The sequence below is a fragment of the Azospirillum sp. Marseille-Q6669 genome (assembly GCF_965111635.1).
In genome coordinates this window covers 780,035-803,548 of sequence record NZ_CBCOOP010000001.1, presented here as the reverse complement: position 1 = coordinate 803,548, position 23,514 = coordinate 780,035, and the positions used below count along the sequence as shown (strand labels likewise).

The window sequence follows — 23,514 nt, the reverse complement described above, 5'->3', positions numbered from 1 at the left end:
CCGTCCCGCTCGTCAGGGCGTCTTGCCAGTGCCGGCGGACGAGGCGTCCGACAGCCACCAGGCGTCGAAGGAGATCGAATAGGGCGGCACGGTGTCAGGGCGCTTCAGCCGGTTCCAATAGGCGACGCGGTAGACGCCGGAGTACCAGTGCGGCACCACGTAATGGCTCCACAGCAGCACCCGGTCCAGGGCCGACACCGCAGCCTTCAGATCCTCCTGGCTGTTGGCGCGGACGATCTCGCCGATCAGATGATCGACCGCCTCGCTCCGCACCCCGGCCATGTTCTGGCTTCCCGGACGGTCGGCGAAGGCCGATCCCCAATAGCCGGTCTGCTCGTTCCCCGGCGACAGGGACTGCGGCCAGACATGGACCACCATGTCGAAATCGAAGTCGCGCGTGCGGTTCTCGTACTGGGTGGTGTCCACGGTGCGGATGCCGGCCCGGATGCCAAGTCGCTTCAGATTTTCGATGAAGGGCAGCGTGACCCGCTCGAAGGTCGGGCTGTCCAGAAGGATTTCGAAGTCCAGCGGCTTGCCGGTCGCCACGTCGACCCGCACCCCGTTGCGCACGTCGGTCCCCGCTTCATCGAGCAGCCGCTTGGCCTCCAGCAGATTGCGGCGCAGGCCGTTCTGGCCCTCCGTGCTGGGCGGGTGGTAGGTCTTCTCGAAGACCTCGGCGGGGATTTTCCCGCGCAGCGGCTCCAGAATCGCCAGTTCGCGGCCTTGGGGCAGGTCCCTGGACTGGAGCGGCGAGTTCTCGAAATAGCTCTCCGTCCGCTTGTAGGCGCCGTAGAACAGGGTCTGGTTCGTCCATTCGAAGTCGAAGGCGTAGGCGATGGCCTGGCGCACCTTGGGGTTCGCAAAGACCGGGCGACGCGTGTTGAAGACGAAGCCCTGCATGCCCGCCGGCACCTCGTTGGCGATCTCCTCCTTCACCACCTTGCCGTCGCGCACCGCGTCGAAGTCGTAGCCGGTGGCCCAGGTCTTGGCGACGTTCTCCTGGCGGAAGTCGTACAGCCCGCCGCGGAAGGCCTGCAGGGCGACGCTGGCGTCCCGGTAATACTCGTAGGCCATGCTGCCGAAATTGTTCCGACCGACATTCACCGGCAGGTCCCGGCCCCAATAGTCGGCAACCCGCTCATAGGTGATGCCGCGGCCCGGATCGAAGGACGCGATGCGGTAGGGACCGCTGCCCAGCGGCGGGTCCAGCGTGGTCGACTGGAAGTCCTTGCCCTCCCAATAATGCTTCGGCAGCACCGGCAACTGCCCGACGATCATCGGCAGCTCGCGGTTGTCGCCCGGCTTGAAGGTGAAGCGGACTCGGCGCTCCCCCTCCGACTCGACCTTGTCCACGGCGCCGTAATAGCTGCGGTAGAAGGGATGGCTTTCCGTCAGGATGGTGAAGGAGAACACCACGTCGTCGGCGGTGACCGGCTTCCCATCGTGCCACCGCGCGCCGGAGCGCAGGTTGAAGGTGATGGAGGAGCGGTCCTCCGGCATCTCCACGCTTTCGGCGAGCAGGCCGTATTCGGTGAAGGGCTCGTCCGCTGAGCCGGTCATCAGCGTGTCGTAGATCAGCGCCGCGCCCGCCGCCGGCACCCCGCGCAGCGTGAAGGGATTCAGCGTGTCGAAGGAGCCGATGGCCTGGAGGGTCACCTTGCCGCCCTTCGGGGCGTCCGGGTTGACGTAATCGAAATGCCGGAAATCCGGCCCGTATTTCGGCTCGCCATACAGCGCCATGCCGTGCCGCGCCATGCCGTGCTGCGGCTGCGCGCCCGCCGGTCCGGCCACAGCGGTGGCGATCAGCCCGATCAACAGTCCAGCGGCCACACGGCGCATACCCGATCCTCCCATCCTTCGCTCCGGCGCGCTCGGCCCCGGTTCCGCTCTGATAACATGTGGGAGGGATGAGGCGGTGCGAAACCCCCTTCCCCACACCGCGGCATCGCGCCCCGTGATTTGCTCTGGTGTCCCGGCGGGCTTGCGGTCATGGTTTTCGGCAACCCGCGCGGCCAAGCGCGACCAGCATGGAGGGTTCTTCGACCGTGTCCGCCGAATTCACCGTCTACGGCAATCTCAACTCGCAGCCTGCCACCCGCGTCGTCCTGTTCCTGTCGATGGCCGGCGTGCCCTACGCCTACCGCCATGTCGACCTGCGCGGCGGCCAACAGAAGTCCGCGGACTATCTCGCCATCAACCGCTTCGGCCGGGTTCCGACCCTGGTCCACGGCGACCTCAGCATTTCCGAATCGGGCGTCATCCTCACCTATCTGGCGGAGAAGACCGGCCGGTTCGGTGGACGGGACGAGGCGGAGCGGATCAGGCTGGCGGAGTGGCTGTCCTGGCTGGCCGACGTGCTGCTGCCGGTCCAGCGCGCCCGCGCGGTGCGCAAGTTCAACGGCGACGCCAACGCCCTGCCCTGGATCGACGCCGCGGCGGCTGGCGGGCTCGCCCAGTTCGACCGCCATCTGGCGGGGCGGACCTTCATCGAGGGCGAGCGGCTCAGCATCGCCGACATCTTCGCCTTTCCGTGGATCGACCTCGTGGAAGAGTCGAGCATCGACATCGCCACCTACCCCAACGTCCAGGCGTGGCACGCCCGCATGCTCGCCCAGCCCGGCGCCAAGCGCCAGATGGCGCTGATGCCGCAGCAGGACGTCGGCTGATTCCAAAAAGAAAAGCCCCCACCCGCGGCGCGGATGGGGGCCTTCTCAGACGAAATGTCTTACTTCTTGGTGCCGGCGGACGCGACGAAGCTGTCGTAGGGCAGTTCGGCGACGCGGAACCAGAGCTGGGTCTCGTCGAGGAACGGCTTCCAGCTCTCGTAGATCGTCTTGAAGTTCGGGTTGGTCTTCGCCAGCTCGTCGTAATACTCGAAGGCGATTTTGTGCGCCTGCTCCATCAGGTCGCGCGGATAGGCGCGCAGGATGGTGCCCTTGGCGACCAAACGCTTCAGAGCCTTGGCGTTCTCCGAATCGTAACGGGCGATCATGTAGGTGTTCGCCTCGGCGCAGGCGGCCGTCAGGATCGACTGGTAGGACTTGGGGAGCTTTTCCCACTCCTGCAGGTTGACGTAGAGCGAGACGTTCGGCCCGCCTTCCCACCAGCCCGGATAGTAGTAGTACTTGGCGACCTGATGGAAGCCCAGCCGCTCGTCGTCGTAGGGGCCGACGAACTCGGTCGCGTCGATGGTGCCCTTTTCCAGCGCCGGATAGACGTCCGCGCCGGCGATCTGGGTCGGGGTGGCGCCCATCTTCGACATGATCTGGCCGGTGATGCCGGCGATGCGGATCTTCAGGCCCTGGAAGTCCGCGGCGGTCTTGATCTCCTTGCGGTACCAGCCGCCCATCTGGGCGCCGGTGTTGCCCGCCGGGAACTGGATGACGTTGTGGTTCTTCATGAAGGCGCGCATCAGGTCGAGACCGCCGGCCTGGAACCAGGCGGTGGTCTGGCGCGCGTTCGGGCCGAACGGAATGGCCGTGTCGAAGGCGAAGGTCGGGTCCTTGCCGACGTAGTAGTAGCCGCAGGTGTGGCCGCACTGGACCGAGCCGTTCTGCACGGCGTCGAGCACCTGGAGGCCGGGCACCAGCTCACCACCCGGGAACGCGCGGATCTGGAACTTGCCGTCCGTGCTCTCGGCGACGCGGCGGGCGATCAGTTCCGAAGCGCCGAACAGGATGTCGGTGCTCTTCGGGAAGCTCGACGCCAGGCGCCACTGGATTTCCGGCTGCGACTGCGCAATGGCCGGCGCGGCCACGCCGGCCACCGCCAGCCCCGCACCCGCGGCCGCAGCACCCGCACCCGCCGACTTCAGAAACGCACGTCTTTTCACGATTCTTCTCCCGTGGACTCCGCCTTCCCTTTTCGTTTCAAGCGGCCCGTCGGACCACTTGTTGCGAGGGAATTTTCACAACTGTAACAAAGCAGCGTTTTCGTTCCGATTCATCGCACAAATGCGCATGACAGGTCTACCCTGGTCCTACGGATTAGGCGACCGCCTCAGCCGCGCCGTCCCAGGAAGGCCGAGAGCGGCGGCAGGACCAGCGTCCGCCCGTCCGCGGTGACCTCGGGAACCGGCGCACCCGGCGGACGCGGCAGGTCCAGGGCGACCATCGGCGGCTTGCGTTTCAGCGCGTATTCGGCCGGGTGATCGGACAGGTTGAAGACGCCTAGCAACTCCTCGCCCTCCGCCGCGCGTTCGAAAGCCAGGACGCTGCCGGCCTCCTCCACCGCCGCCACGCCCCCCCGCATCAGCGCCGGATGGAGGCGGCGCAGGCGCAGGGCGTCCCGCCAGACGTCGAGCGGACTGCCGGGGCGCCGCTCCTGCGCGTCGACCGCCAGGGCATGGTGGGATTCCGCCACCGGCAACCACGTCTCGACCGCGCTGGAGAAACCGGCGTTGGCGGCGCCGGACCGCCAGGGCATCGGCGTGCGGCTGCCGTCGCGCCCCTGGAAGTCGGGCCAATAGGCGATGCCGAAGGGGTCGCGCAGGTCTTCCGCCTCCAGCACCGCGTTGGGCAGCGCCAGCTCCTCCCCCTGGTAGAGGCAGACGGTGCCGGGCAGCGTGGCGAACAAGGTGGCGAGCAGGGCGTTGAAGCGCTCCGGATCGGCGCCGGGCGGCAGCCAGCGGCTGGCGGCGCGCTCGACGTCGTGGTTGGAGAAACTCCAGCAAATGGCTTCCGGCTGCGGCGTACCGGTCAGCGCCCCGGCGAAGTTCTGTGCGGTGAATGGCTGCTTGGCCAGCGACAGGGTGTAGGCGGCGTGCAGCCCCTGCGGCCCGCAATAGGCGGCGATGCGCCGCGCCGCGCCCGGCTGGCTCGACAGCTCACCCAGCAGCACCCGGTTGGGATAGCGGTCCACGACGGCGCGCAGCCGGGCCAGCACGGTGTGAATGGCCGGGTGCATCATGTCGTAGAGATGCTGTTGCAGGGCGAACAGCTTGGCCGGCGGCTCCGCCCCGTTCCAGGCCGCCGCGGGGTTGGAGCGGAGCTGCGGATCGTGGGCGAAGAAGTCCACCGCGTCGATGCGGAATCCGTCCACCCCGCGCTCCAGCCAGAAGGCCGCGGTGTCGCCGATCGCCTGGAGCACCGCCTCGTCGTGCAGGTTCAGGGCGGGCTGGCTGGACAGGAAATGGTGCAGGTAATACTGGCGCCGCCGCGGCTCCCACGTCCAGGCGGGGCCGCCGAACACCGACAGCCAGTTGTTGGGCGGCGTGCCGTCGGGGCGCGGGTCGGCCCAGACGTACCAATCCGCGAAGTCCCCACCACGCGACCGGCGGCTGTCGCTGAACCAGGGGTGCGCGTCCGAGGTGTGGCCGCAGACCAGATCCAGGATGACCTTCAGCCCGTGGGCATGCGCCGCCTCGATGATGCGGTCCACCGTCTCCAGCCGGCCCATGCGCGGATCGACCGCCCGGTGGTCGGTGATGTCGTAGCCGAAGTCCTTCTGCGGCGACGGGTAGAAGGGGCTGATCCACACCCCCTGCACGCCGAGCGACGCCACATGGCCGATGCCCTCCAGCACGCCGTCCAGATCGCCCCAGCCGTCACCGTTCCGGTCGAGGAAGCTGAGGGGATAGATCTGGTACAGCGCGGCACCGCGCAGCCACGAAGACGCCTGGGACATGAGGACCCTCCACACGAGACTCGCGCAAAGGGTCAGCCCATAGCCCTAACGATCGGTTACCGAGCCGGTTTTGGTCACGGCTTCCGACCGTCCGGCGATGGCGTCAGGCGCAGCCAGGGCGCCCAGGCCTGCCGCATGGCGTCGCTCCACATCCGCATCGGCATCATCCACAGGGCCAGCATCGGATTGGCGTTGGCGAGGGACGGGTTGAGCAGCGGGTTGGCCGAGGCCAGGAGCGCCGGCCCCATCATCCCGCGCAGCGCGTCGAAGGACGGCGTGGCGGTGATCTGGATGGCGATCGTCTCGGCCCCGCGCTCCGGATCGTCCCGGTGCAGGATCTGGATGTCCAGGTTCGGCAGGGCCGCGGTCAGCTTGGTCTCTTCCATCGTCATCTTCCCTTCGGTGCCGGCGGGCATCACGGCCGAAGCCATGGTCGCCGAACGGCGGGACCGCCGCAACCATGCAACCAAAACGCGGCGCCGATGTTTCCCGCAGGCAGCCGATGGGCTGGCAAGCGATGGGGATTGCAGCATGGACGGACTGACGGTCACCGATCCCCGCACCGACGCGGAAGAGGCCGCGGCCTGCGCCGGGCTGAGCTATGTCTGCGACGACGAGCCGGGCATTCGGCGGCGGCGCGCCGGCAAGGGCTTCTCCTACCGCTGGCCTGACGGCATGCGGGTGACCGAGGAGGACACGCTGGAGCGCATCCGGAAGCTGGCGATTCCCCCGGCCTACCGCGGCGTCTGGATCTGCCCGGACCCCGACGGCCACCTCCAGGCCACGGGCCGCGACACGCGCGGGCGCAAGCAGTACCGCTACCACCCGCGCTGGACCGAGATGCGCGAGGGCACGAAGTTCGGGCGGATGCTCGACTTCTGCCGCGCCCTGCCGGCCATCCGCCGTCAGGTGGACGGCGACCTCGCCCGCCGCGGCCTGCCGCGGGAAAAGGTGCTGGCAGCCGTGGTCCGGCTGCTGGAAACCACGCTGATCCGCGTCGGCAACGAAAGCTACGCACGCGAGAACAGCAGCTACGGCCTGACCACCCTTCGCGACGACCACGCCGACATCGAGGGGTCGGAAATCCGCTTCACCTTCAAGGGCAAATCCGGGAAGGAATGGAACGTCGCGCTGAAGGACCGCCGCCTCGCCCGCGTCGTCAGCGCCTGCCGCGACGTGCCGGGAGACGAGCTGTTCCAGTATGTCGACCGCGACGGGCAGCGCCACGCGGTGAGTTCCGGCGACGTGAACGAGTATCTGCGCGCCGCCACGGGCCAGGACTTCACCGCCAAGGACTTCCGCACTTGGGCCGGCACCGTTCTGGCCGCCATGGCGTTGCGCGAGTTCGAGACGTTCGACAACGCCGCCAAGGCCAAGCGCAACGTCACCCACGCCATCGAGCAGGTGGCCGCCCGCCTCGGCAACACCGCCAGCGTCTGCCGCAAGAGCTACGTCCATCCCGAGATTCTGGACGCTTATCTGGAGGGCAACCTGCTGGACTCCCTGACCCGCGAGGTGGAGACCGAGCTGCGCGAGGAGCTTCCCGAGTTGGAGGCCGAGGAGGCCGCCGTGCTGGCCTTCCTGCGCGGCCGGCTGGAGCGCGAACGCCGTTCCCGCGCCAGTGAGAGCCGGCGGCGGCGCGCCGCGTAGGGCCTATGCCTCCGGCTGGTCCTGGGAAGACAGGCCGTCGCCCCAGTCCAGCCGGCGCGCGGCCTTGAAGGCGGCGCCGTCGCGCTTGCCGAGAATCCGTTCGGTCCGGGTGCCGTCCCGGCCGCACAGCTTGAAGCCGATGCGTCCGTTCCCCGCGCTCCAGGGCGGCGCGATGATGCGGGCGTCGGGGCGGCGGATGCCGGGCTGGCGGGAGGCGGTGATGTAGACGAACTTCTCGTCCTCCCACGGCACCTCCGCCCCCTTGGCCATGCGGTGCAGGCGGGACCGGGCGACCCGGCGGGAGAAATGGCACCAGTCCGGTGCCGCCAACGGGCAGGCAGCGCTGTGCACGCAGGGCGCCACCAGATGAGCGCCGGCAGCGACCAGCCGCTCCCGCGCCCGGAGGATCCGCGCCCAGCCGGCGGGCGTGCCGGGCTCGACGATCAGCAGCGTTCCGGCGGTGAGCGACCACAGCCGGTCGACCAGCCGGTCGCGTGCCGGCTCCGCCAACTCGTCCAGAACGTAGGCCAGAGTCACCAGATCGCGCGGCTCCAGGTTCGGCAGGTCACCCGTGGCGTCGCCGGCCCGCCATGCGATGCGGGTGGGTGCCGCCGTCCGCGACAGCGTTTCGCCAACCGCGCGGATGGCCGGGCTGCCCTCGATCAGCAGGGCGTCGTCCAGGCTGGCCCAGCAATCGGACGCCGCCCACAGCGCCGTCCCCGGCCCGGCTCCGACGTCCAGTGCAGTCACCGGCGCGAAGTCGGGAAGCGCCTCGGCCACCGCCGCCATGCTGGAGCGGACGGCGGCGAAGGTGGCCGGCAGGCGGGTGGCGAGATAGGCCCGCGCCGCCAGCTCGTCCGATAGGTGAAAATGCCCGTCCCGCACCTCCGCCCGGTAGCGTTGGGAAAGGCGGTCCGCCGCGCGCTTCAGATCGGACAGGGCGATGCCGTCGAGCGCGCGGTCCACCGCGTGGCGGAGCGAGGGGGGGAGTTCCATGGGTCCGGAAGGGGCAGGCGTGGTTTCGTTCCGCCTGTTAGCACGCCGCGCGGGCGTTCGGAAACGGACAATGCGCGGACAAGCATCACGCGCGTTGCGCTCATAAGGAGAATAAGATAATCAATATTCTTCCATAGGTTAGATGCGCGCGAAGGGGGCTTTGTGAAAAGAAATGCCATGGTGCTCGTGACCTGTGTCACGATGCTTGCCGCTTGCCAGACCACCTACGCACAAAAGCCCATCCGCATGGCTCCCGCGGCCATGCAGTATTTTGCCGACTGGGCCGCCATCCCCCACGCCAAGGCCTTTGCGGTCAGTGAGAATGGCCGCGCCGTCGGAATCGTCTATTGCCCGGAATTCGGCGGCTGCGCGGAGCCTTCGGAATCCACCGCCATCAGCATCTGCGAGGCCAATTCGAAGGGCGTTCCCTGCCTGATCTACGGCGTCGATGGAAAGCCCGTTCTCGACGATCCCAAGCTGCAAGCGTATCTGGAAACTCACAAGGGCGACCGCTCGAAGATCCGATGACCGGAGCGCCGGAAAGCGCTCCGGTCTGAAGAACCAGCGTCAGGCCCGCACCTGCCGCAGGAAGTCGTCGACTGCGCCGTTCAGCGTGCCGGCCAGCTCCGACAGGCGGTCGGCCGCTCCCATCATGGCGTCGGCGGAGCGCCCGGTGTCCACCGCCACGCGGCTGACGTCGCCGATGTTGGACGACACGTCGGTGTTCATGCACTCGACGATGCGCACGTTGTGGGTGATTTCCGAGGTGGCTTGGCGCTGCTGCTCGACCGCCGCGGCGATGCCGGACACGCTCTCTCCGATCACGCCAATGGTGGAGCCGATGCGGGCGATGGCGTCCACCACCCCCGTGGTCGATTGCTGGATGCCATGGACCAACGTGGCGATCTCCTCCGTCGAGGAGGCGGTCTGGGAGGCGAGCGCCTTCACCTCGGTCGCGACGACGGCGAAGCCCTTGCCGGCGTCGCCGGCCCGCGCCGCCTCGATGCTGGCGTTGAGCGCCAGGAGGTTGGTCTGCTGGGCGATGGCGGTGATGATGGCGACCACCTCGCCGATCTTCTGGGCGGAATCCGTCAGGCCCTTGGTCAGGCCGTCGGCGCGCTGGGATTCGGCGACGGCGTCCTCCGCCACGCTGCGCGACTGGGCGATCTGCCGCCCGATCCCGTCGATGGAGGCGGAGAGCTGCTCGCTGGCCGAGGCCACGGCGCCGACGTTGCTGGTCGCCGTGCCGGCGGCGTCCGCGGCGGCGCGGGTGCGTTGCGCGGTGTCCGACGCCATCCCGGCCACGGCGCGGGCGGAGCCGGTGACCTCCGCCGCTGCCACGGACAGCGAGCCGGCCACCGCCTGCACGGTGCGCTCCAGCCCGTCCGCCAGTTCCGTCATCAGGGCGCGGCGCTCCTCCTCGGCGCGCCGCTCCTGGTCGCGCCGGGTCTCCTCCGCCCGCTGGCGGGCGTCCAGGGCCTCGCGGAAGGCCTCGACCGCGCCGTGGATGTCGGCGATCTCGCGCAGCGGCGAGGGGCGCAGGGGCACCGCACCCTCCCCGCGGGTCAGCGCCTGGAGCGCCCGGCTGGCGTCGCGCACCGGCTGCATGATGAAGCGGTAGCCCAGCAGCATGTTCACGCCGCCGACCAGCCCAATCAGCACGAAGGCCCCCAGCGCGATCAGCGTCAGCCGGTCGAGCACCGCGGTCAGCGCCGCAGCGCCCTCCTGGCTGCGCGTGGTCACCGCGTCGGAGGCGGCGTTCATCCCCTGCACCAGCCCATCGACCAGCGTCCGGACCTCCTGGTTGTGGGCGTGGGCGTCGGTGGTCAGGCGCAGCGTTTCGGTGCGCTGCGCGAAGGCCTCGTCGAGTGCGGCGAAGGACGCGATGTCATCGGCGACGCTCTCGAACTCATCGGCGGACGGCAGATGTCGCCGCAGCTCCATGGCCTTGACCATGTGTTCGCGGAACTGGCGCAGGTCGTTGCCGACGGCCGGCGGGTAGAGTTGGGACGGCAGGCGGGTCAGCAGGAACTTGGCGTCGCGGATCGTCGAAAAGAGCGTGGCGAGCGCCTGCTCGTCCGTTGGTTGCGTCGTCGCCCGCATCGCCGCGGACAGTCCGCGGGCGATGTCGCCCGACAGGCTTTCGGCGCGGCTGATGTTGAAGCCGAACTTCCTGTCCAGCGCCTCGACCTTGGCACCGATGGCCGCAGCCTCACGGCTGGCCGCGACCGCCTTGGCGACCGTCTGCGCGATTTCCGGCGCGGCGTTGGCCGACATCTGCGCGGCGTGGGCGTCCAGACCGGACAGCGCGTCGCTACGCGTCGCCTCGTCCCCGCTGGCGATCACCGCCTCGCCCAGCTTGGCGAGCCGCTCCGCCTCCAGCGCGATCCTCTGGTTTTCGGCCACCCGCTGCGCCAGCTCGGCGTTGCCGTCGGCGATGCGCGTCGCCTCCATGGCGGTCATGCCGCCGAACACAGCCAATACGGCCACCACGACGCCCGCAATCAGGCAATCCACCAAAACGACTTGAAAGGTCGAGCGTTTTGCCCGTTCACCTGCACCGGATACCATCTCCACACCTCATCCGCAGCGTTCCCCCGAACTCTTCGTTCTTCCGGATGGGCTGCGCAGGGCAGCTCCTCCGGGGCTTTATTGTTTGAGTACCTATATGCTCGGGGATGTGGGTGTGAGGCTATTGTGGAAAACCGAAGACGGCGCCCGACCGTCCGGTGGGCGCCGCCTCTGGTTGTTGCCGATTCTGTGAAACGGGAGCGGACGAGGCCATTACAGGCCGGCGCCTTCCCCTCCGGCCAGGGCGACGCAGACGCGGTCCCGGCCCTCCAGGCTGCCGCAACCGCCGCTGCGCTGGGACACGAAGCGGATGACCACCCGTTCCCCCTTGCCGACCGCGTGGGGCGGCAGCATCGCCTCGGCGACCAGGGTTTCCACCGTCCGGGACGGCGTCCGTCCGGAGCGGCCAGTGGTCGGCGCATCCCGGTCGGTCGCGGCGACGAATTCCGCAGGCGGGCGGGCCTCGCCGCGACCCATGGGCTCCACCACGAGCGGAGCCGGGCGGGGTTCCAGAGCGGCCACGGCGACCGGCGCCGGGGTGACCGGGGTTTGCGGCACCGGCGCCACCGGTTCCGGGACCACCGCGGCGACGGCGACCGGGGTCGCTGGCTTGACGGACGGCTTGGCGGCCAAAGCCGCAGGCTGCGTCGCGGGGGCGCTCGCCGGAACGATGGCGACCTCGATCGCGCTGGCGCCCGCCGCCTGCGACGGCTCGCGCGGCGCCACGCCGCGCAGGTTCGGCGTCAAGGCCGCGATGTACATCCGGGTTTCCCGCGGCAGCCGCTGCTTGCCGGCGAGGTGCGAGGCGTAGCAGGCCGGGCCGCAATTGTAGGCCGCGAGGAAGCCCGGCGCGCCGAACAGGTCGTACATCTCGCGCAGATAGGCGGTGCCGGCCAGGATGTTGTCGCGCGGGTCCGACGGATCGGGGCCCAACCCGTATTGCGTGCGCATCATGTCGTAGGTGCCGGGCATCACCTGCATCAACCCGATGGCGCCGGCATGGCTGGTGATGGTGCGCCCGTTCACGATGGAGCGCCCGCCGCTCTCGCGCATCATCACGGCCCTGATCCACTTCTCCGGAACGTCGAACCGTTCCGACGCCTCGCGCATGTGGGGGACCCAGCGGCCGAGCGGGTCCTTCGGATCAATCGGGACTTCGGCCACCTCCGGGGCCTTGACGGCAAGCTCCGCCGTTTCCGGAGCGTTCGAGGCGCAACCCGCCAAGCCGAGGGCGAGAATCAGGGCGGCACCGGCGGTGCGAGCCGCGGTGAAGTCACGATAAGCCACGAGGAGGGGTCCGTGCTGATTGCACAAAGATCGAAAGCGTTACCCTCTCTTTGCGATGTAATGGTGTCGGCTGTCAAGCAACAAGGCGGGTGTAATGTCCTGATTCCACGGCCTTTCCCTTTTTCATAGCCCATTGGAATGGTTTTCAGGCAAATGCTGTTCATCCGTATTGGCCCTTTTTCTGCCCCATTTGGCACTGCTGCCGTCTTTGCGAATGCAGGCGAGAGACCCATTCCTGTCACGCCCAAAACTTGCGGTCCGATCGCCGCAGCCCTCTCAACCGCTTGACTTTTCAGAGGCCATTCCATATTGAATGAACGTTCATTTATAGCCGCTCACCGATGCCCGACAGCTCTCCCCTTCCCCCTCCCGCCGGTCCCGGCGCAAGGAGGCCCGCCCCGCCGAGGTGATCGAGGCGGCGCGCGACCTGTTCATCTCGCGCGGATTTGCCGCAACCAAGCTGGAGCATGTCGCCCGCCGGGCCGGTGTCAGCGTCGGGCTGCCTTACCTCTATTTCGAGAACAAGGAAGGGCTGTTCAAAGCGGTCGTCCGGCAGTCCATCCTGCCGCAGTTCCAGATGGGCGAAGACCTTTTGGACAGCTTCACCGGCAGCAGTGAGGAGTTCCTGCGCATCCTGACCCGCGGTTTCTGGGAGATGGAGCAGAGTCCCAACGCCGGACTGTCGAAGCTGGTCATCGCCGAAGCGCAGAACTTCCCCGACCTCGCCCGCTTCTACATGGAGGAGGTCGTCTTGCGCGGCCGCCGCTTCTTCGCGCGCATCCTGCGCCGCGGCATTGAGCGCGGGGAGTTCCGACCGGTGGATGTGGAGCAAATGGCCCGCGTCATCGCCGCCCCGCTCAGCATGCTGTCGCTGTGGAACCACTCGCTGCGCCCCTTCGAGCCGGACCCCGCCGCGGCCTCCGCCGAATCCTACCTCGACGCCTACCTCGACCTCGTCCTCAACGGGCTGAGGGCCGAACCCAAGGACCGCATCCCATGATCGACGCCGCCCGTTCCGATGGTCCCGCCGCCAAGCCGCGGCGCCGGCTGCTGCTGCCCCTGCTGGTCGCCGGGGCGCTGGCCGCGGGCGGCGTCGCCTGGAAGGTGACGAGCAGCCGCGACGCGGTGTCGCCTGCCGCGGCCAGCCTGCCCCCGGCGGAGCGGGCGGTGGAGCTGTCGCCCGTCGAGCTGACCCGCATGGCCCCGCGCCGTCTGACCGAGTTGGTGCGGCTCAGCGGCTCCGTGAAGCCGATGGAGCAATCCATGGTGAAGTCGGAGGTCGCCGCCCGGCTGGTCGAGGTGCCGGTGCGCGAGGGGCAGGCCGTCCGGAAGGGCGAGGTGCTGGCCCGCTTCGACACGGTGGAGCTTCAGGCCAAGCTGGATGAGAAGCTGAGCAATCTGGAGGGCGCCAAGGCGCAGCTCGTCCTGGCGGACAAGACTCGCGCGAAGAATCTGGCGCTGCGTCAGAAGGACATCGTCTCGGAAACCAACATGGATCAGGCGCAGAGCACCTTCCGCTTCCAGCAGGCCACCGTCGCAGCGCTGGAGGCCCAGGTGGACCTCGCCCGCAAGGCGCTGCGCGACGCGGTGGTGGTGAGCCCGATTGACGGCACGGTGGCCGAGCGGGCGGTCAATCCCGGCGAGACGCTGGCGGTCAACGCCAAGATGTTCTCCGTCGTCGATCTCAGCCGCGTCGAGGTCGAGGCGGCGGTGCCCGCCGACGACGTGGCCCGGCTGAAGCCCGGCCAGACCGTGCGGCTGCGCGTGGAGGGCTTCGGCGAGCGCGACTTCGTCGGCCGGATCGCCCGCATCAACCCGATGGCCCGCGCCGGCACCCGCGCCATCCCCGTATACATCGTCCTCGACAACGCCGACGGAGCCTTGCGCGGCGGCATGTTCGCCGCGGGCGACGCGGTGGTCGACGAGGTGGAGGGCGCCTTCGCCCTGCCCCCGGCGGCCGTCCGCCATGACCAGGACGGTGACTTCGTGCTGGTCGTCTCCGGGGACCGGGTGGAGCGCCGCAAGGTCGAGGTGCTGGGCGCCTGGGCGCGCGGCGATCTCGTGCAGGTGCGCGGGCTGGCCGACGGCGATCTGGCGGTGACCGCCCCCCTGCCCGGCCTGACCGCCGGGCGGGCCGTCAAGGTCATGGGTTCGTAAAGGAACGCGCCGCGCCATGCCGATCACCCGCATCAGCGTCGACAACCCCGTCTTCGCCACCATGATGATGGTGGCGCTGATGGTGCTGGGCCTGTTCTCCTACAACCGGCTGGGCGTCGACCAGTTTCCCGACGTGGACTTCCCTCTGGTCGTCATCTCCACCGAGTACCCCGGCGCCAGCCCGGAATCGGTCGAGACCGACGTCACCCGTCCCGTCGAGGACGCGGTCAACACCATCGCCGGCATCAAGACCCTGACCTCCCGCTCCTACGAGAGTCAGTCGGTGGTGATCGCCGAGTTCGACCTGAAGACCGCCTCCACCCAGGCGTTGCAGGAAGTGCGCGAGAAGGTGTCGGCCCTGCGCCCCAAGTTCCGCGACGAGGTGAAGGACCCGCAGATCACCCGCTTCAACCCGGACGACCAGCCCATCCTCTCCCTCGCGGTGAAGTCGGATATCCGCAGCTTGCGCGACCTGACCACCATGGCCGACCAGATCGTGCTGAAGCGCCTTCAGAACGTGCGCGGCGTTGGACGGGCGACCATCGCCGGCGGGGTCAAGCGGCAGGTCCAGGTGCGGCTGCGCCCCGAACGGCTGGAGGCGCTGGGCGTCGGCGTCGACCAGGTCCTCAAGGCGATCCGCGACGAGAACCAGGACATTCCCGCCGGCACCGTCTCCGGCAACGGGGCGGAGCGCGTCGTCCAGGTCGATGGTCGCGTCATCAACCCGCGGGAGCTGCTCGACATCATCGTCGCGCGTCGCGGCGGCGAGCCGGTGCGGCTGCGCCAGGTCGCCGAGGTGCTGGACGGCCAGGAGGAGCAGGACTCCGTCGCACTGTTCAATGGGCAGCCGGCGTTGGCCGTCGACGTGGTGAAGATCCAGGGCTCCAACACGGTGGAGGTGGCGCGCGGACTCTACAAGGCGCTGGACGAGCTGCGCCGCGACGGCTCCCTGCCCTCCGACGTCGCCCTGGAGGTGGTGCGCGACACCTCGCGCGGGATCACCAACTCGCTGAGCAACGTCCAGCGCACGCTGGTCGAGGGTGGCGTGCTGACCATCGCCATCGTGATGATCTTCCTGGGGTCCTGGCGCAGCACGGTGATCACCGCGCTGACCCTGCCGGTGGCGGTGATGGGCACCTTCGGCGTGTTGGCGGCCTTCGGCTTCACCCTGAACACGATGACGCTGATGGCGCTGTCGCTGGCCATCGGCATCCTGATCGACGACGCCATCGTGGTGCGCGAGAACATCATGCGCCACCTCGGCAAGGGCCAGGGGCACCGGCAGGCGGCGCTGGACGGCACCAAGGAGATCGGGCTGGCCGTCCTGGCGACCACGCTGACCATCGTGGCGGTGTTCCTGCCCGTCGCCTTCATGGGCGGCATCATCGGGCGCTTCTTCCTGCAATTCGGCATCACCGTGTCGGCGGCGGTGCTGATCTCGCTGTTCGTGTCCTTCACGCTGGACCCCATGCTGTCCAGTCTGTGGTACGACCCGGCAGCCCACGGGCGGCACGGGCGCGGCGTCTTCGGGCGCTTCGCGGCGGGCTTCCAGGGCGCCTTCGACGCGCTGGCGCGGGTCTATGGCCGGGCGCTGCGCTGGGCGCTGCGCTGGCGCTGGCTGGTGCTGCTGATGGCGCTGGCGATCTTCGTCGGCAGCTTCTTCCTGGTGCCGCGCATCGGCGTGGAGTTCGTGCCCGCTGCCGACCTCGGGGAATCCATCGTCGATGTGGAGACGCCGGTCGGGTCGTCGCTCGACTACACGGCGGCCAAGCTGCGACAGGTCGAGGCGGCGATCCGCGAGTTTCCGGAGGTCGCCTACACCTACTCCACGGTGAACACGGGCGCGTCGGTCGGCAAGAACCGGGGCAGCGTCTATGTCCGGCTGAAGCCGATCGACCAGCGCACGCGCACCCCGAACACCCTGGCCCCGCCGCTGCGCGAACGGCTGTCGGCGATTCCCGGCGTCCAGATCGGCATCGGCATTCCCGGCGTCGGCGGCGTGCAGAAGCAGATCCAGGTGTCCGTCCAGGGCCGCGACATCGCGGAGCTGGACCGCATCGGCAAGCAGGTGACCGCCGCCATGGCCGGCATCCGCGGCTTCGTGGACGTGGATGTCAGCCTGAAGGCCGCCAAGCCGACCCTGTCGGTGCGGCTGGAGCGCGATCTGGCGAGCGACCTCGGCGTCGGCACGGCGCAGGTGGCGAACACGTTGCGTCCGCTCTTCGCCGGCGACAAGGTGTCCACCTGGAAGGCGCCGGACGGCGAGACCTACGACGTGCTGGTGCGTCTGCCGGAAAGCGACCGGGTGGGCCGCGCCGACCTCGACCGTATCTACCTGACCGGCTCCAACGACGCCGAGGGGGCGCCGCGCATGGTGCCGCTGTCGCAGGTCAGCCGGGTCGAGACAACGCTCGGCGCCTCGCAGATCAACCGCCGCGACCTGTCGCGCGAGGTGAACGTCCAGGCCAACGTCCAGGGCCGCCCGGCGGGCGACGCCGGCAAGGAGCTCCAGGCGGCCATCGCGGAGATCAAGCTGCCCCCCGGCTACCGCATCGTCTTCGGCGGCTCGACCAAGGACATCGCCGAGACGTCGGCCTACGCCACGCAGGCGCTGCTGCTGGCGGTGATCCTGATCTACCTGATCCTGGCCTCGCAGTTCGGCAGCTTCCTGCAGCCCATCGCCATCATGATGTCGCTGCCGCTGTCGCTGGTCGGGGTGTTCCTGGGGCTTCTCGTCGCCGGGTCCACCCTGAACATCTTCAGCGCCATCGGCTTCATCATGCTGATGGGGCTGGTGACCAAGAACGCCATCCTGCTGGTCGACTTCGCCAACCAGGCCCGCGCCCGCGGGGTGGACCTGCGCGACGCGGTGGTGGAGGCCGGCATCATCCGCCTGCGCCCCATCGTCATGACCACCATGGCGATGATCTTCGGCATGATCCCGCTGGCGCTCGGCATCGGCGAGGGCGCTCAGCAGCGCGCCCCCATGGCCCACGCGGTGATCGGCGGCCTCATCAGCTCCACCCTGCTCACCCTGCTGGTGGTTCCGGTGATCCTCACGTACCTCGACGCGCTGTCCCGGCGCTTCAAGCGCTGGTTCGCCCACAAGGACCCGGACGCTGTGGCGCACGGCACGGCTGCGGAGTAAGTCACCTCAGGTGCTCCAGCATCAGGAACAGCCCGAGCGCCAGCAGGCCGAGGAAGAAGCAGCGCCGGAACACCTCCGCTCGCACCCGCCGGCGGAGGCTCTGGCCGAGCGCCATCCCGGCCAGGGCCGGCAGCAGGGACGCCAGTGATCCCCAGGCCAGCGTGCCGTCGAACAGCCCGTGCTGCGCCAGCCCGGCGGCCAAAGCCAGCGTGGACACCGTGAAGGACAGGCCGAGCGCCTGGATCAGCCGGTCGCGCTCCAGCTCCAGCGCCTGGAGGTAGGGCACGGCGGGGATGACGAAGACGCCGGTTGCCGCCGTCACCACACCGGTCGCCACGCCGACCAGCGGCGACAGCCAGGATTCCGCCGCGGGCGGAACCCGCAGCGGCAGCTTCACCAGCCCGGCCACCGCGTAGAGCGCCAAGGCCCCGCCCAGCGCCGCCGCGGCCTGCCCCGACGAGGCGCCGGCCAGCAGCCCCGCCCCGGCCCAGGTGCCCAGCGTGATCCCCAGCATCATCGGCCAGAATCGCTCGACGGTGGCGCCGAGGCCGGGGCCGAAGGCCAGTTGCCAAAGATTCGTCACCAGCGAAGGCACGATGAGGATCACCGCCGCCTCGGCGGGCGGCATCACGAGGCCGAGCAGACCCATGGCGACGGTGGGCAGGCCCAGGCCGATCATGCCCTTGACGAACCCGGCCAGCAGGAAGGTCAGGGCCATGGCGGCAACGATGAGGAGGGGAAGGTCGGTCATGCCCACCACTTGAGGCCGGGCCATAGTTTCCGGCAATGTGGATCTCCCGCAATCAGCCTTCGGATCAGACGAAGGCTAAGGCCCCGCCGGAGACCCCGCCCATGCGCTTCGACCTGACCGACCTGCGCCTGTTCCTGAACGTGGCGGAGGCGGAAAGCATCACCCACGGCGCGGAGCGCACGCACCTCGCCCTCGCCTCGGCGAGCGCGCGAATCCGCGGCATGGAGGAGACGCTCGGTGTGCCGCTGCTGGAGCGTGAGCGGCGCGGCGTCAGCCCGACTCCAGCCGGACAGGCGCTCGTCCACCACGCCCGCCTTCTTCTCCAGCAAGTTGAGCGGATGAGGGGCGAGTTGGGCGACTACGCCAAGGGGTTGAAGGGGCATGTACGGCTGCTGTCCAACACCGCCGCCCTGGCCGAATTCCTGCCCGAGGCTCTGGCGCCTTTCCTCGCCGCCCACCCCAACATCGACATCGACTTGGAGGAAAGGCCCAGCCACGAGATCGTGCGGGCGGTGGCGGAGGGTCTGGCCGACGGCGGGGTGGTATCCGATCATGCCGACCTGTCGGGGCTGGAGGTCTTTCCCTTCCGCACCGACCGCATGGTGCTGGTCACGCCGCATGGCCACCCGCTGGCCAACCGCCGCAGAGTCGCCTTGCGCGAGGTTCTGGAGGAGGATTTCGTCGGGCTGGCGGCGCGCAACGCCCTTCAGCAGCACATCAACGAGCACGCCATCCGCGCCGGGCACCCGTTGAAGTTGCGTGTGCGCGTGCGCGGCTTTGACGGGATCTGCCGGATGGTCGAGCAGGGGGTGGGGCTCGGCATCGTCCCGGAAGCCTCGGCGAAGCGCTGCCGCCGCTTCACGAAGATCCGCGCGGTGCGCCTCACCGATCCATGGGCGGTGCGCTCGCTGGTCGTCTGCGTGCGCAGCCTCGACGCGCTCCCCAGCCACAGCCGCGAGTTGGTGACGCGGCTGGCCGGCGGCGGCACCTAGCCATTGCCCCTCATTCCGCGCCCGGGACCGGGTGCGGCGCCTCCGGGGCGGCGCCGTGACGGCGCTTCCACAGACGGGAGACCGCGTTTCCGGCGTCCTCCATGTAGAGGAACAGCACCGGCGTGATGTAGAGCGTCAGGATCTGCGACACGCACAGGCCGCCGACCACCGCGAGCCCCAGGGGCTGGCGAAGCTCCGCGGCGGCGCCGTGGGCGACGGCGATGGGCAGGGTGCCCATGATCGCCGCCATCGTCGTCATCATGATCGGGCGGAAGCGCAGCAGGCAGGCCTGCTCGATCGCCGCGCGCGCGGTCATGCCCTGGTTGCGCTGCGCGTCGATGGCGAAGTCGATCATCATGATCGCGTTCTTCTTCACGATTCCGATCAGCATCAGGATGCCGATGATCGCGATGACGCTCAGCTCCTGCCCGAACACCATCAGCGTCGCCAGCGCCCCGATGGCCGCGGACGGCAGGCCGGACAGGATGGTCAGCGGGTGGATGAAGCTCTCGTACAGCACGCCGAGCACGATGTAGATCACCAGCACCGCGGCGAGCAGAAGCAGCCCCTGGCTCTTCTGCGCGTCCTCGAAGACCTGGGCGGTGCCGGCGAAGCCGGTGGTGATGCCCGGCGGCAGGGCCATCTCCATCTCCGCCTGCCGGACGGCGTTCACCGCCTCGCCCAGCGAATGGCCGGGCGCCACGTTGAAGGACAGGGTGACGGCGGGCAACTGGCCCTGATGGTTGACCGTCAGCGGCCCGGCGGTGCGCTGCACGCTGGCGAAGGCGTCCAGCGGCACCAGCTTGCCGGAGCCCGACCGCACATAGATGCGCGACAGCGCGTTGTCGTCCTGCTGGTACTTCGGCGCCAGCTCGATCAGCACCTGATAGTCGTTGGTCGGCGTGTAGATGGTCGAGACCTGCCGCTGGCCAAAGGCGCTGTAGAGGGTGGAGCGCACCTGATCGACCCCGATTCCCAACGTTGCCGCCTTCTCGCGGTCCACATGCACATAGGCCTGCGGGCTGTTGAGCTGGAGGTCGCTGGTCACGTCCTGCAGGATCGGGATGTCGTGCATCGCCCGCTCCAGCCGTCCCGACCAGGCGTACAGCTCCTCCGTGTTCAGGCCCTGGATGGTGTACTGGAACTCGTTCTTGGACGAACGGCCGCCGATGCGCAGATTCTGCACCGGCTGCATGTAGACCGCCATGCCGGGGATGCCGGCGAGCTGGCGGCGGAGCTGCTGGATGACCTCGCCCGCCGGCGGCCGATCGGCGCGCGGCTTCAGGACGACGAACATGCGTCCGGTGTTGACCGAATTGCCGCCGATGGCGACGGACGAGGTCATGTTGGCAACCGCCGGATGGGACTGGATGATCCGCGCCACCTCCTGCTGCCGCTCGGCCATGGCCGGGAAGGAGATGTCGGGGGCGGCCTCGGTCGAGACGGTGATCTGGCCGATGTCCTCGGTCGGGAAGAAGCCCTTGGGGATCGCCTGGAACAGCAGGGCGGAGCCGACCACCGTCGCGATCATGACGAGTCCCATGACCGGGCGGTGCCTCAACGCCATTCGCAGGGTCACGGCGTAGCCGCGGTGCAGCGCGCTGAACCCGCCCTCCAGGACGCGGCCGAACCAGCCCTCTTTGGCGCCGTGCGGCTCGTGGGTCAGCATGCGCGCGCACATCATCGGCGTCAGCGTCAGCGCGACGAAGGCCGAGGCGCTGATCGCCATGGTCACCACCAGCGCGAACTCGTGGAAGACGCGCCCGACCACCCCACCCATCAGCAGGATCGGGATGAAGACGGCCACCAGCGACACGGTGATGGAGATGATGGTGAAGCCGATCTCCCGCGAGCCCTTGAGCGCCGCCTCGAAGGGCTGCATCCCCTCTTCGACGTAACGGACAATGTTCTCCATCATCACGATGGCGTCGTCGACGACGAGACCGACCGCCAGCGTCAGCGCCATCAGCGAGATGTTGTCGATGGAGAAGCCCATCAGATGCATCCCGCCCGCCGTCGCGATCAGCGAGATCGGAACCGTCAGCGCCGGGATCATCGTCGCCGTCAGGCGGCGCAGGAACAGGAAGATGACCAGCACGACCAGCGCGATGGTCAGGCCCAGCGTGAACTGCACGTCCTCCACCGCCTCGCGGATCGAGGTGGAGCGGTCGTTCACCACCTCGACCTTTGCGCTGGGCGGAAGCTGCGCGCGGAAGCTGGGCAGCAGGTTGCGCACCCGGTCCACCACGTCCACCGTGTTGGCGTCGGGCTGGCGCTGCACGGCCATGACGATGGCGCGGGTGCCGTTGTGCCAGCTCGCCGTGCGGGCGTTCTCGACGCTGTCCAGAACGTTCGCCACGTCGCCCAGCCGGACCGGGGCGCCGTTGCGGTAGGCGACGATCAGGCCGCGGAAGGCGTCGGCGTCGGGAAGCTGCGGGTTGGCGGCGAGGACGAGCTGCTGCCGGGCGCCGGACAGCGTGCCGACCGGGGTGTTGGCGTTGGCGGCGGCCAGCGCCTTCTGAAGCTCGTCGATGCCGATGCCGCGCACGGCCAGCGCGTTGGGGTCCACCTGGACGCGCACGGCGTATTTCTGGGCGCCGTAGATCTGCACCTGGGCGACGCCCGGCAGGGTGGCGACCTTGGGCTGGACCGCGGTTTCGGCGAAGTCGTTCAGCGCCGACAGCGTCAGCGTCGGCGACGAGAGGGCCAGCATCAGCACCGGCTGGTCGGCCGGGTTCACCTTGCGGTAGCTGGGTGCGGTGGTCATCTCCGCTGGCAGGCGGCGCTGGGTGCGGGCGATGGCCGCCTGCACGTCCTGCGCGGCGGCGTCGATGTCGCGTTCCAGAACGAACTGGATGGTGATCGAGGTGTTGCCGAGGCTCGACGTCGAAGTGATCGTGTCGATGCCGGCGATGGTCGAGAATTCGCGCTCCAGCGGGCTGGCGACCGAGGCCGCCATGGTTTCCGGGCTGGCGCCGGGCAGCGTGGCGGAGACGTTGATGACCGGGAAATCCACCCGCGGCAGCGCCGCGACGGGCAGTTGCCGGTAGGCGGCTAGGCCCCCCAGAACCAGCGCCGCCGTCAGCAGGATGGTCATCACCGGACGGCGGATGCACAGCTCCGAGAGGGTCATGACGCGCCTCCGGTGAGCGGAGCCTTGCCGTTGGCGCCCTCCTTGCCGCCGTTCCTGGCGGCGGCGACCTTGGCGCCGGGATACAGGCGGGACTGGCCGTCGATCACCACGCGCTCACCGGCCTGCACCCCGTCGGAGATGACCGCGATGCCCTCCTGGCTGCGCGCCACGGTGACGTTGCGGATCTCCACCGTGTCGTCGGGCTTGACCACATAGACGAAACGGCCCTGCTGGCCGGTCTGCACGGCTTCCTGTGGAAGCGTAAGGGCCTGAGGCTCGACGCGCAGGGTTAGGACCACATCCACGAACTGGCCGGGCCACAGCCGGGTGTCGGCGTTGGTGAACTGGCCCTTTACCAGGATCGTGCCGGTCTGCTGGTCGACCTGACTGTCCACGAAATTCAGGGCGCCCTCGGCGGGCGGGACGGCGGCGCCGGGGATGCCGGCGGTGACCGCCAGCGTGCTTGTCTCCATCGCCGCGCGGATGGTCGGCAGGTGGCGTTCCGGCACGTTGAAGGCGACGGTGATCGGGCGGAGCTGGGTCAGCGTGACCAGCGGCGTGGCGTCCGCCGCCCGCACCATCGTGCCGGGCTTGGCGTTCACCGCGCCGGTGCGCCCGTCCATGGGAGCGGCGATGCGGGTGAAGCTGAGCGAGACCTTGGCCGCCTCGATGGCCGCCTGCCCGGCCTTCACCGTGGCCTCCAGCGCATCGGCGGCGGCGACCGCGGCGTCGTACTGCTGGCGGGCGACGGTGTTGGAGCGGACGAGCTGCTCGTAACGCTTCACGTCGCCACGCGCCTTGTCGAGATTGGCACGGTCGCGTTCCAGATTGGCCTGCGCCTGACGGAGCTGCGCCTCCAGCGCGCGGGAGTCGAGGGTGAACAGCAGGTCGCCCGCCTTCACCTCCTGCCCCTCGGTGAAATGGACCGTCTCGACCACCGAATCGACACGCGCCTTGATCGCGATGGCGGCCACCGGCTGGACCGAACCGATGGTGCCCAGCCGCTCCGGCACCGCGCGCTTCTCGACCGTCTGGATGACCACCGGAAGGGCGCGCGGTCCCGCCGGAGCGGCGGCCTTCGCCGTCTGCGCGTCGGCCCCGCCCGCCCGGTGCGTGTACCAGTAGCCACCGCCAATCAGCGCGGCCAGCAGGAGCGCAAACAGCGCTATGCGTTTCGTCACATCGAACTCCCGGTGGGGCTGCC

General features: G+C 69.1%; 17 protein-coding genes. 7 read left to right on the top strand and 10 right to left on the bottom strand.

Annotated elements, in window-relative coordinates; translation table 11 throughout:
- Positions 1 to 12 precede the first annotated feature (12 nt).
- On the bottom strand, positions 13 to 1,839 hold the full coding sequence (locus ACWPXE_RS03325; RefSeq protein WP_454016679.1) for an extracellular solute-binding protein: 1,827 nt from the start codon (positions 1,837 to 1,839) through the stop codon (positions 13 to 15).
- 206 nt (positions 1,840 to 2,045) lie between these two features.
- On the opposite strand from ACWPXE_RS03325, the gene ACWPXE_RS03320 reads away from it, so the two are divergent.
- Positions 2,046 to 2,666 (top strand): glutathione S-transferase family protein, encoded by a 621-nt coding sequence (locus ACWPXE_RS03320; protein WP_454016678.1) that lies wholly within the window; start codon positions 2,046 to 2,048, stop codon positions 2,664 to 2,666.
- A 59-nt stretch (positions 2,667 to 2,725) separates the two neighbouring features.
- Here ACWPXE_RS03320 and ACWPXE_RS03315 read toward each other — a convergent pair whose 3' ends face one another.
- From ACWPXE_RS03315 to ACWPXE_RS03305, 3 genes are all read right to left on the bottom strand, one after another.
- Positions 2,726 to 3,832 (bottom strand): TRAP transporter substrate-binding protein, encoded by a 1,107-nt coding sequence (locus tag ACWPXE_RS03315; RefSeq protein ID WP_145623558.1) that lies wholly within the window; start codon positions 3,830 to 3,832, stop codon positions 2,726 to 2,728.
- A 167-nt stretch (positions 3,833 to 3,999) separates the two neighbouring features.
- A complete protein-coding gene (locus tag ACWPXE_RS03310; protein WP_454016677.1) occupies positions 4,000 to 5,625 on the bottom strand; it encodes an alpha-glucosidase in 1,626 nt (541 codons plus the stop codon).
- A 74-nt stretch (positions 5,626 to 5,699) separates the two neighbouring features.
- On the bottom strand, positions 5,700 to 6,011 hold the full coding sequence (locus ACWPXE_RS03305) for a hypothetical protein (RefSeq protein WP_454016676.1): 312 nt from the start codon (positions 6,009 to 6,011) through the stop codon (positions 5,700 to 5,702).
- Between the two features lie 145 nt (positions 6,012 to 6,156).
- On the opposite strand from ACWPXE_RS03305, the gene ACWPXE_RS03300 reads away from it, so the two are divergent.
- Positions 6,157 to 7,275 (top strand): DNA topoisomerase IB, encoded by a 1,119-nt coding sequence (locus tag ACWPXE_RS03300; protein WP_454016675.1) that lies wholly within the window; start codon positions 6,157 to 6,159, stop codon positions 7,273 to 7,275.
- A 3-nt stretch (positions 7,276 to 7,278) separates the two neighbouring features.
- On the opposite strand, the gene ACWPXE_RS03295 is transcribed toward ACWPXE_RS03300, so the two are convergent.
- On the bottom strand, positions 7,279 to 8,271 hold the full coding sequence (locus ACWPXE_RS03295) for a small ribosomal subunit Rsm22 family protein (protein ID WP_454016674.1): 993 nt from the start codon (positions 8,269 to 8,271) through the stop codon (positions 7,279 to 7,281).
- Between the two features lie 177 nt (positions 8,272 to 8,448).
- On the opposite strand from ACWPXE_RS03295, the gene ACWPXE_RS03290 reads away from it, so the two are divergent.
- Positions 8,449 to 8,799, top strand: a complete 351-nt coding sequence (locus ACWPXE_RS03290) for a hypothetical protein (RefSeq protein ID WP_454016673.1) — start codon at positions 8,449 to 8,451, stop codon at positions 8,797 to 8,799.
- A 39-nt stretch (positions 8,800 to 8,838) separates the two neighbouring features.
- Here the strand turns inward: ACWPXE_RS03290 and ACWPXE_RS03285 are convergent, their stop codons facing one another.
- Positions 8,839 to 10,788: a methyl-accepting chemotaxis protein gene (locus ACWPXE_RS03285; RefSeq protein ID WP_454016672.1), complete on the bottom strand. Its 1,950-nt coding sequence runs from the start codon at positions 10,786 to 10,788 to the stop codon at positions 8,839 to 8,841.
- A gap of 267 nt (positions 10,789 to 11,055) precedes the next feature.
- A complete protein-coding gene (locus tag ACWPXE_RS03280) occupies positions 11,056 to 12,129 on the bottom strand; it encodes a transglycosylase SLT domain-containing protein (RefSeq protein WP_454016671.1) in 1,074 nt (357 codons plus the stop codon).
- A 406-nt stretch (positions 12,130 to 12,535) separates the two neighbouring features.
- On the opposite strand from ACWPXE_RS03280, the gene ACWPXE_RS03275 reads away from it, so the two are divergent.
- The 3 genes from ACWPXE_RS03275 to ACWPXE_RS03265 are packed head-to-tail and all read left to right on the top strand — an operon-like array spanning position 12,536 to position 17,434.
- Positions 12,536 to 13,129, top strand: a complete 594-nt coding sequence (locus ACWPXE_RS03275; protein ID WP_454016670.1) for a TetR family transcriptional regulator — start codon at positions 12,536 to 12,538, stop codon at positions 13,127 to 13,129.
- Entirely contained in the window at positions 13,126 to 14,286 is a 1,161-nt protein-coding gene (locus tag ACWPXE_RS03270) for an efflux RND transporter periplasmic adaptor subunit (protein WP_454016669.1), read from the top strand. Before ACWPXE_RS03275 ends, ACWPXE_RS03270 begins: the two co-directional genes overlap by 4 nt.
- A 16-nt stretch (positions 14,287 to 14,302) precedes the next feature.
- On the top strand, positions 14,303 to 17,434 hold the full coding sequence (locus ACWPXE_RS03265) for an efflux RND transporter permease subunit (protein ID WP_454016668.1): 3,132 nt from the start codon (positions 14,303 to 14,305) through the stop codon (positions 17,432 to 17,434).
- A 1-nt stretch (position 17,435) separates the two neighbouring features.
- Here ACWPXE_RS03265 and ACWPXE_RS03260 read toward each other — a convergent pair whose 3' ends face one another.
- Positions 17,436 to 18,185, bottom strand: coding sequence for a sulfite exporter TauE/SafE family protein (locus ACWPXE_RS03260; protein WP_454016667.1), 750 nt, complete (start codon positions 18,183 to 18,185; stop codon positions 17,436 to 17,438).
- Between the two features lie 101 nt (positions 18,186 to 18,286).
- Between ACWPXE_RS03260 and ACWPXE_RS03255 the strand changes: the two genes are divergently transcribed.
- Positions 18,287 to 19,177 (top strand): LysR substrate-binding domain-containing protein, encoded by an 891-nt coding sequence (locus ACWPXE_RS03255; RefSeq protein WP_454016666.1) that lies wholly within the window; start codon positions 18,287 to 18,289, stop codon positions 19,175 to 19,177.
- Positions 19,178 to 19,187: 10 nt separating this feature from the next.
- Here ACWPXE_RS03255 and ACWPXE_RS03250 read toward each other — a convergent pair whose 3' ends face one another.
- Both ACWPXE_RS03250 and ACWPXE_RS03245 read right to left on the bottom strand, forming a co-directional pair.
- Positions 19,188 to 22,310 carry an efflux RND transporter permease subunit gene (locus ACWPXE_RS03250; protein ID WP_454016665.1) on the bottom strand — a complete coding sequence of 1,041 codons (3,123 nt, stop codon included), beginning with the start codon at positions 22,308 to 22,310 and terminating at the stop codon, positions 19,188 to 19,190.
- A complete protein-coding gene (locus tag ACWPXE_RS03245) occupies positions 22,307 to 23,491 on the bottom strand; it encodes an efflux RND transporter periplasmic adaptor subunit (RefSeq protein ID WP_454016664.1) in 1,185 nt (394 codons plus the stop codon). Before ACWPXE_RS03245 ends, ACWPXE_RS03250 begins: the two co-directional genes overlap by 4 nt.
- Between the last annotated feature and the right edge of the window lie 23 nt (positions 23,492 to 23,514).

Bases quoted from the DNA above. Each gene is read 5' to 3' on its own strand.
- ACWPXE_RS03295 (WP_454016674.1), bottom strand. From the start codon at position 8,271: ATGGAACTCCCCCCCTCGCTCCGCCACGCGGTGGACCGCGCGCTCGAC.
- ACWPXE_RS03270 (WP_454016669.1), top strand. From the start codon at position 13,126: ATGATCGACGCCGCCCGTTCCGATGGTCCCGCCGCCAAGCCGCGGCGC.
- ACWPXE_RS03255 (WP_454016666.1), top strand. From the start codon at position 18,287: ATGCGCTTCGACCTGACCGACCTGCGCCTGTTCCTGAACGTGGCGGAG.
- ACWPXE_RS03250 (WP_454016665.1), bottom strand. From the start codon at position 22,310: ATGACCCTCTCGGAGCTGTGCATCCGCCGTCCGGTGATGACCATCCTG.
- ACWPXE_RS03300 (WP_454016675.1), top strand. From the start codon at position 6,157: ATGGACGGACTGACGGTCACCGATCCCCGCACCGACGCGGAAGAGGCC.
- ACWPXE_RS03265 (WP_454016668.1), top strand. From the start codon at position 14,303: ATGCCGATCACCCGCATCAGCGTCGACAACCCCGTCTTCGCCACCATG.
- ACWPXE_RS03310 (WP_454016677.1), bottom strand. From the start codon at position 5,625: ATGTCCCAGGCGTCTTCGTGGCTGCGCGGTGCCGCGCTGTACCAGATC.
- ACWPXE_RS03305 (WP_454016676.1), bottom strand. From the start codon at position 6,011: ATGGAAGAGACCAAGCTGACCGCGGCCCTGCCGAACCTGGACATCCAG.
- ACWPXE_RS03260 (WP_454016667.1), bottom strand. From the start codon at position 18,185: ATGACCGACCTTCCCCTCCTCATCGTTGCCGCCATGGCCCTGACCTTC.
- ACWPXE_RS03325 (WP_454016679.1), bottom strand. From the start codon at position 1,839: ATGCGCCGTGTGGCCGCTGGACTGTTGATCGGGCTGATCGCCACCGCT.
- ACWPXE_RS03290 (WP_454016673.1), top strand. From the start codon at position 8,449: ATGGTGCTCGTGACCTGTGTCACGATGCTTGCCGCTTGCCAGACCACC.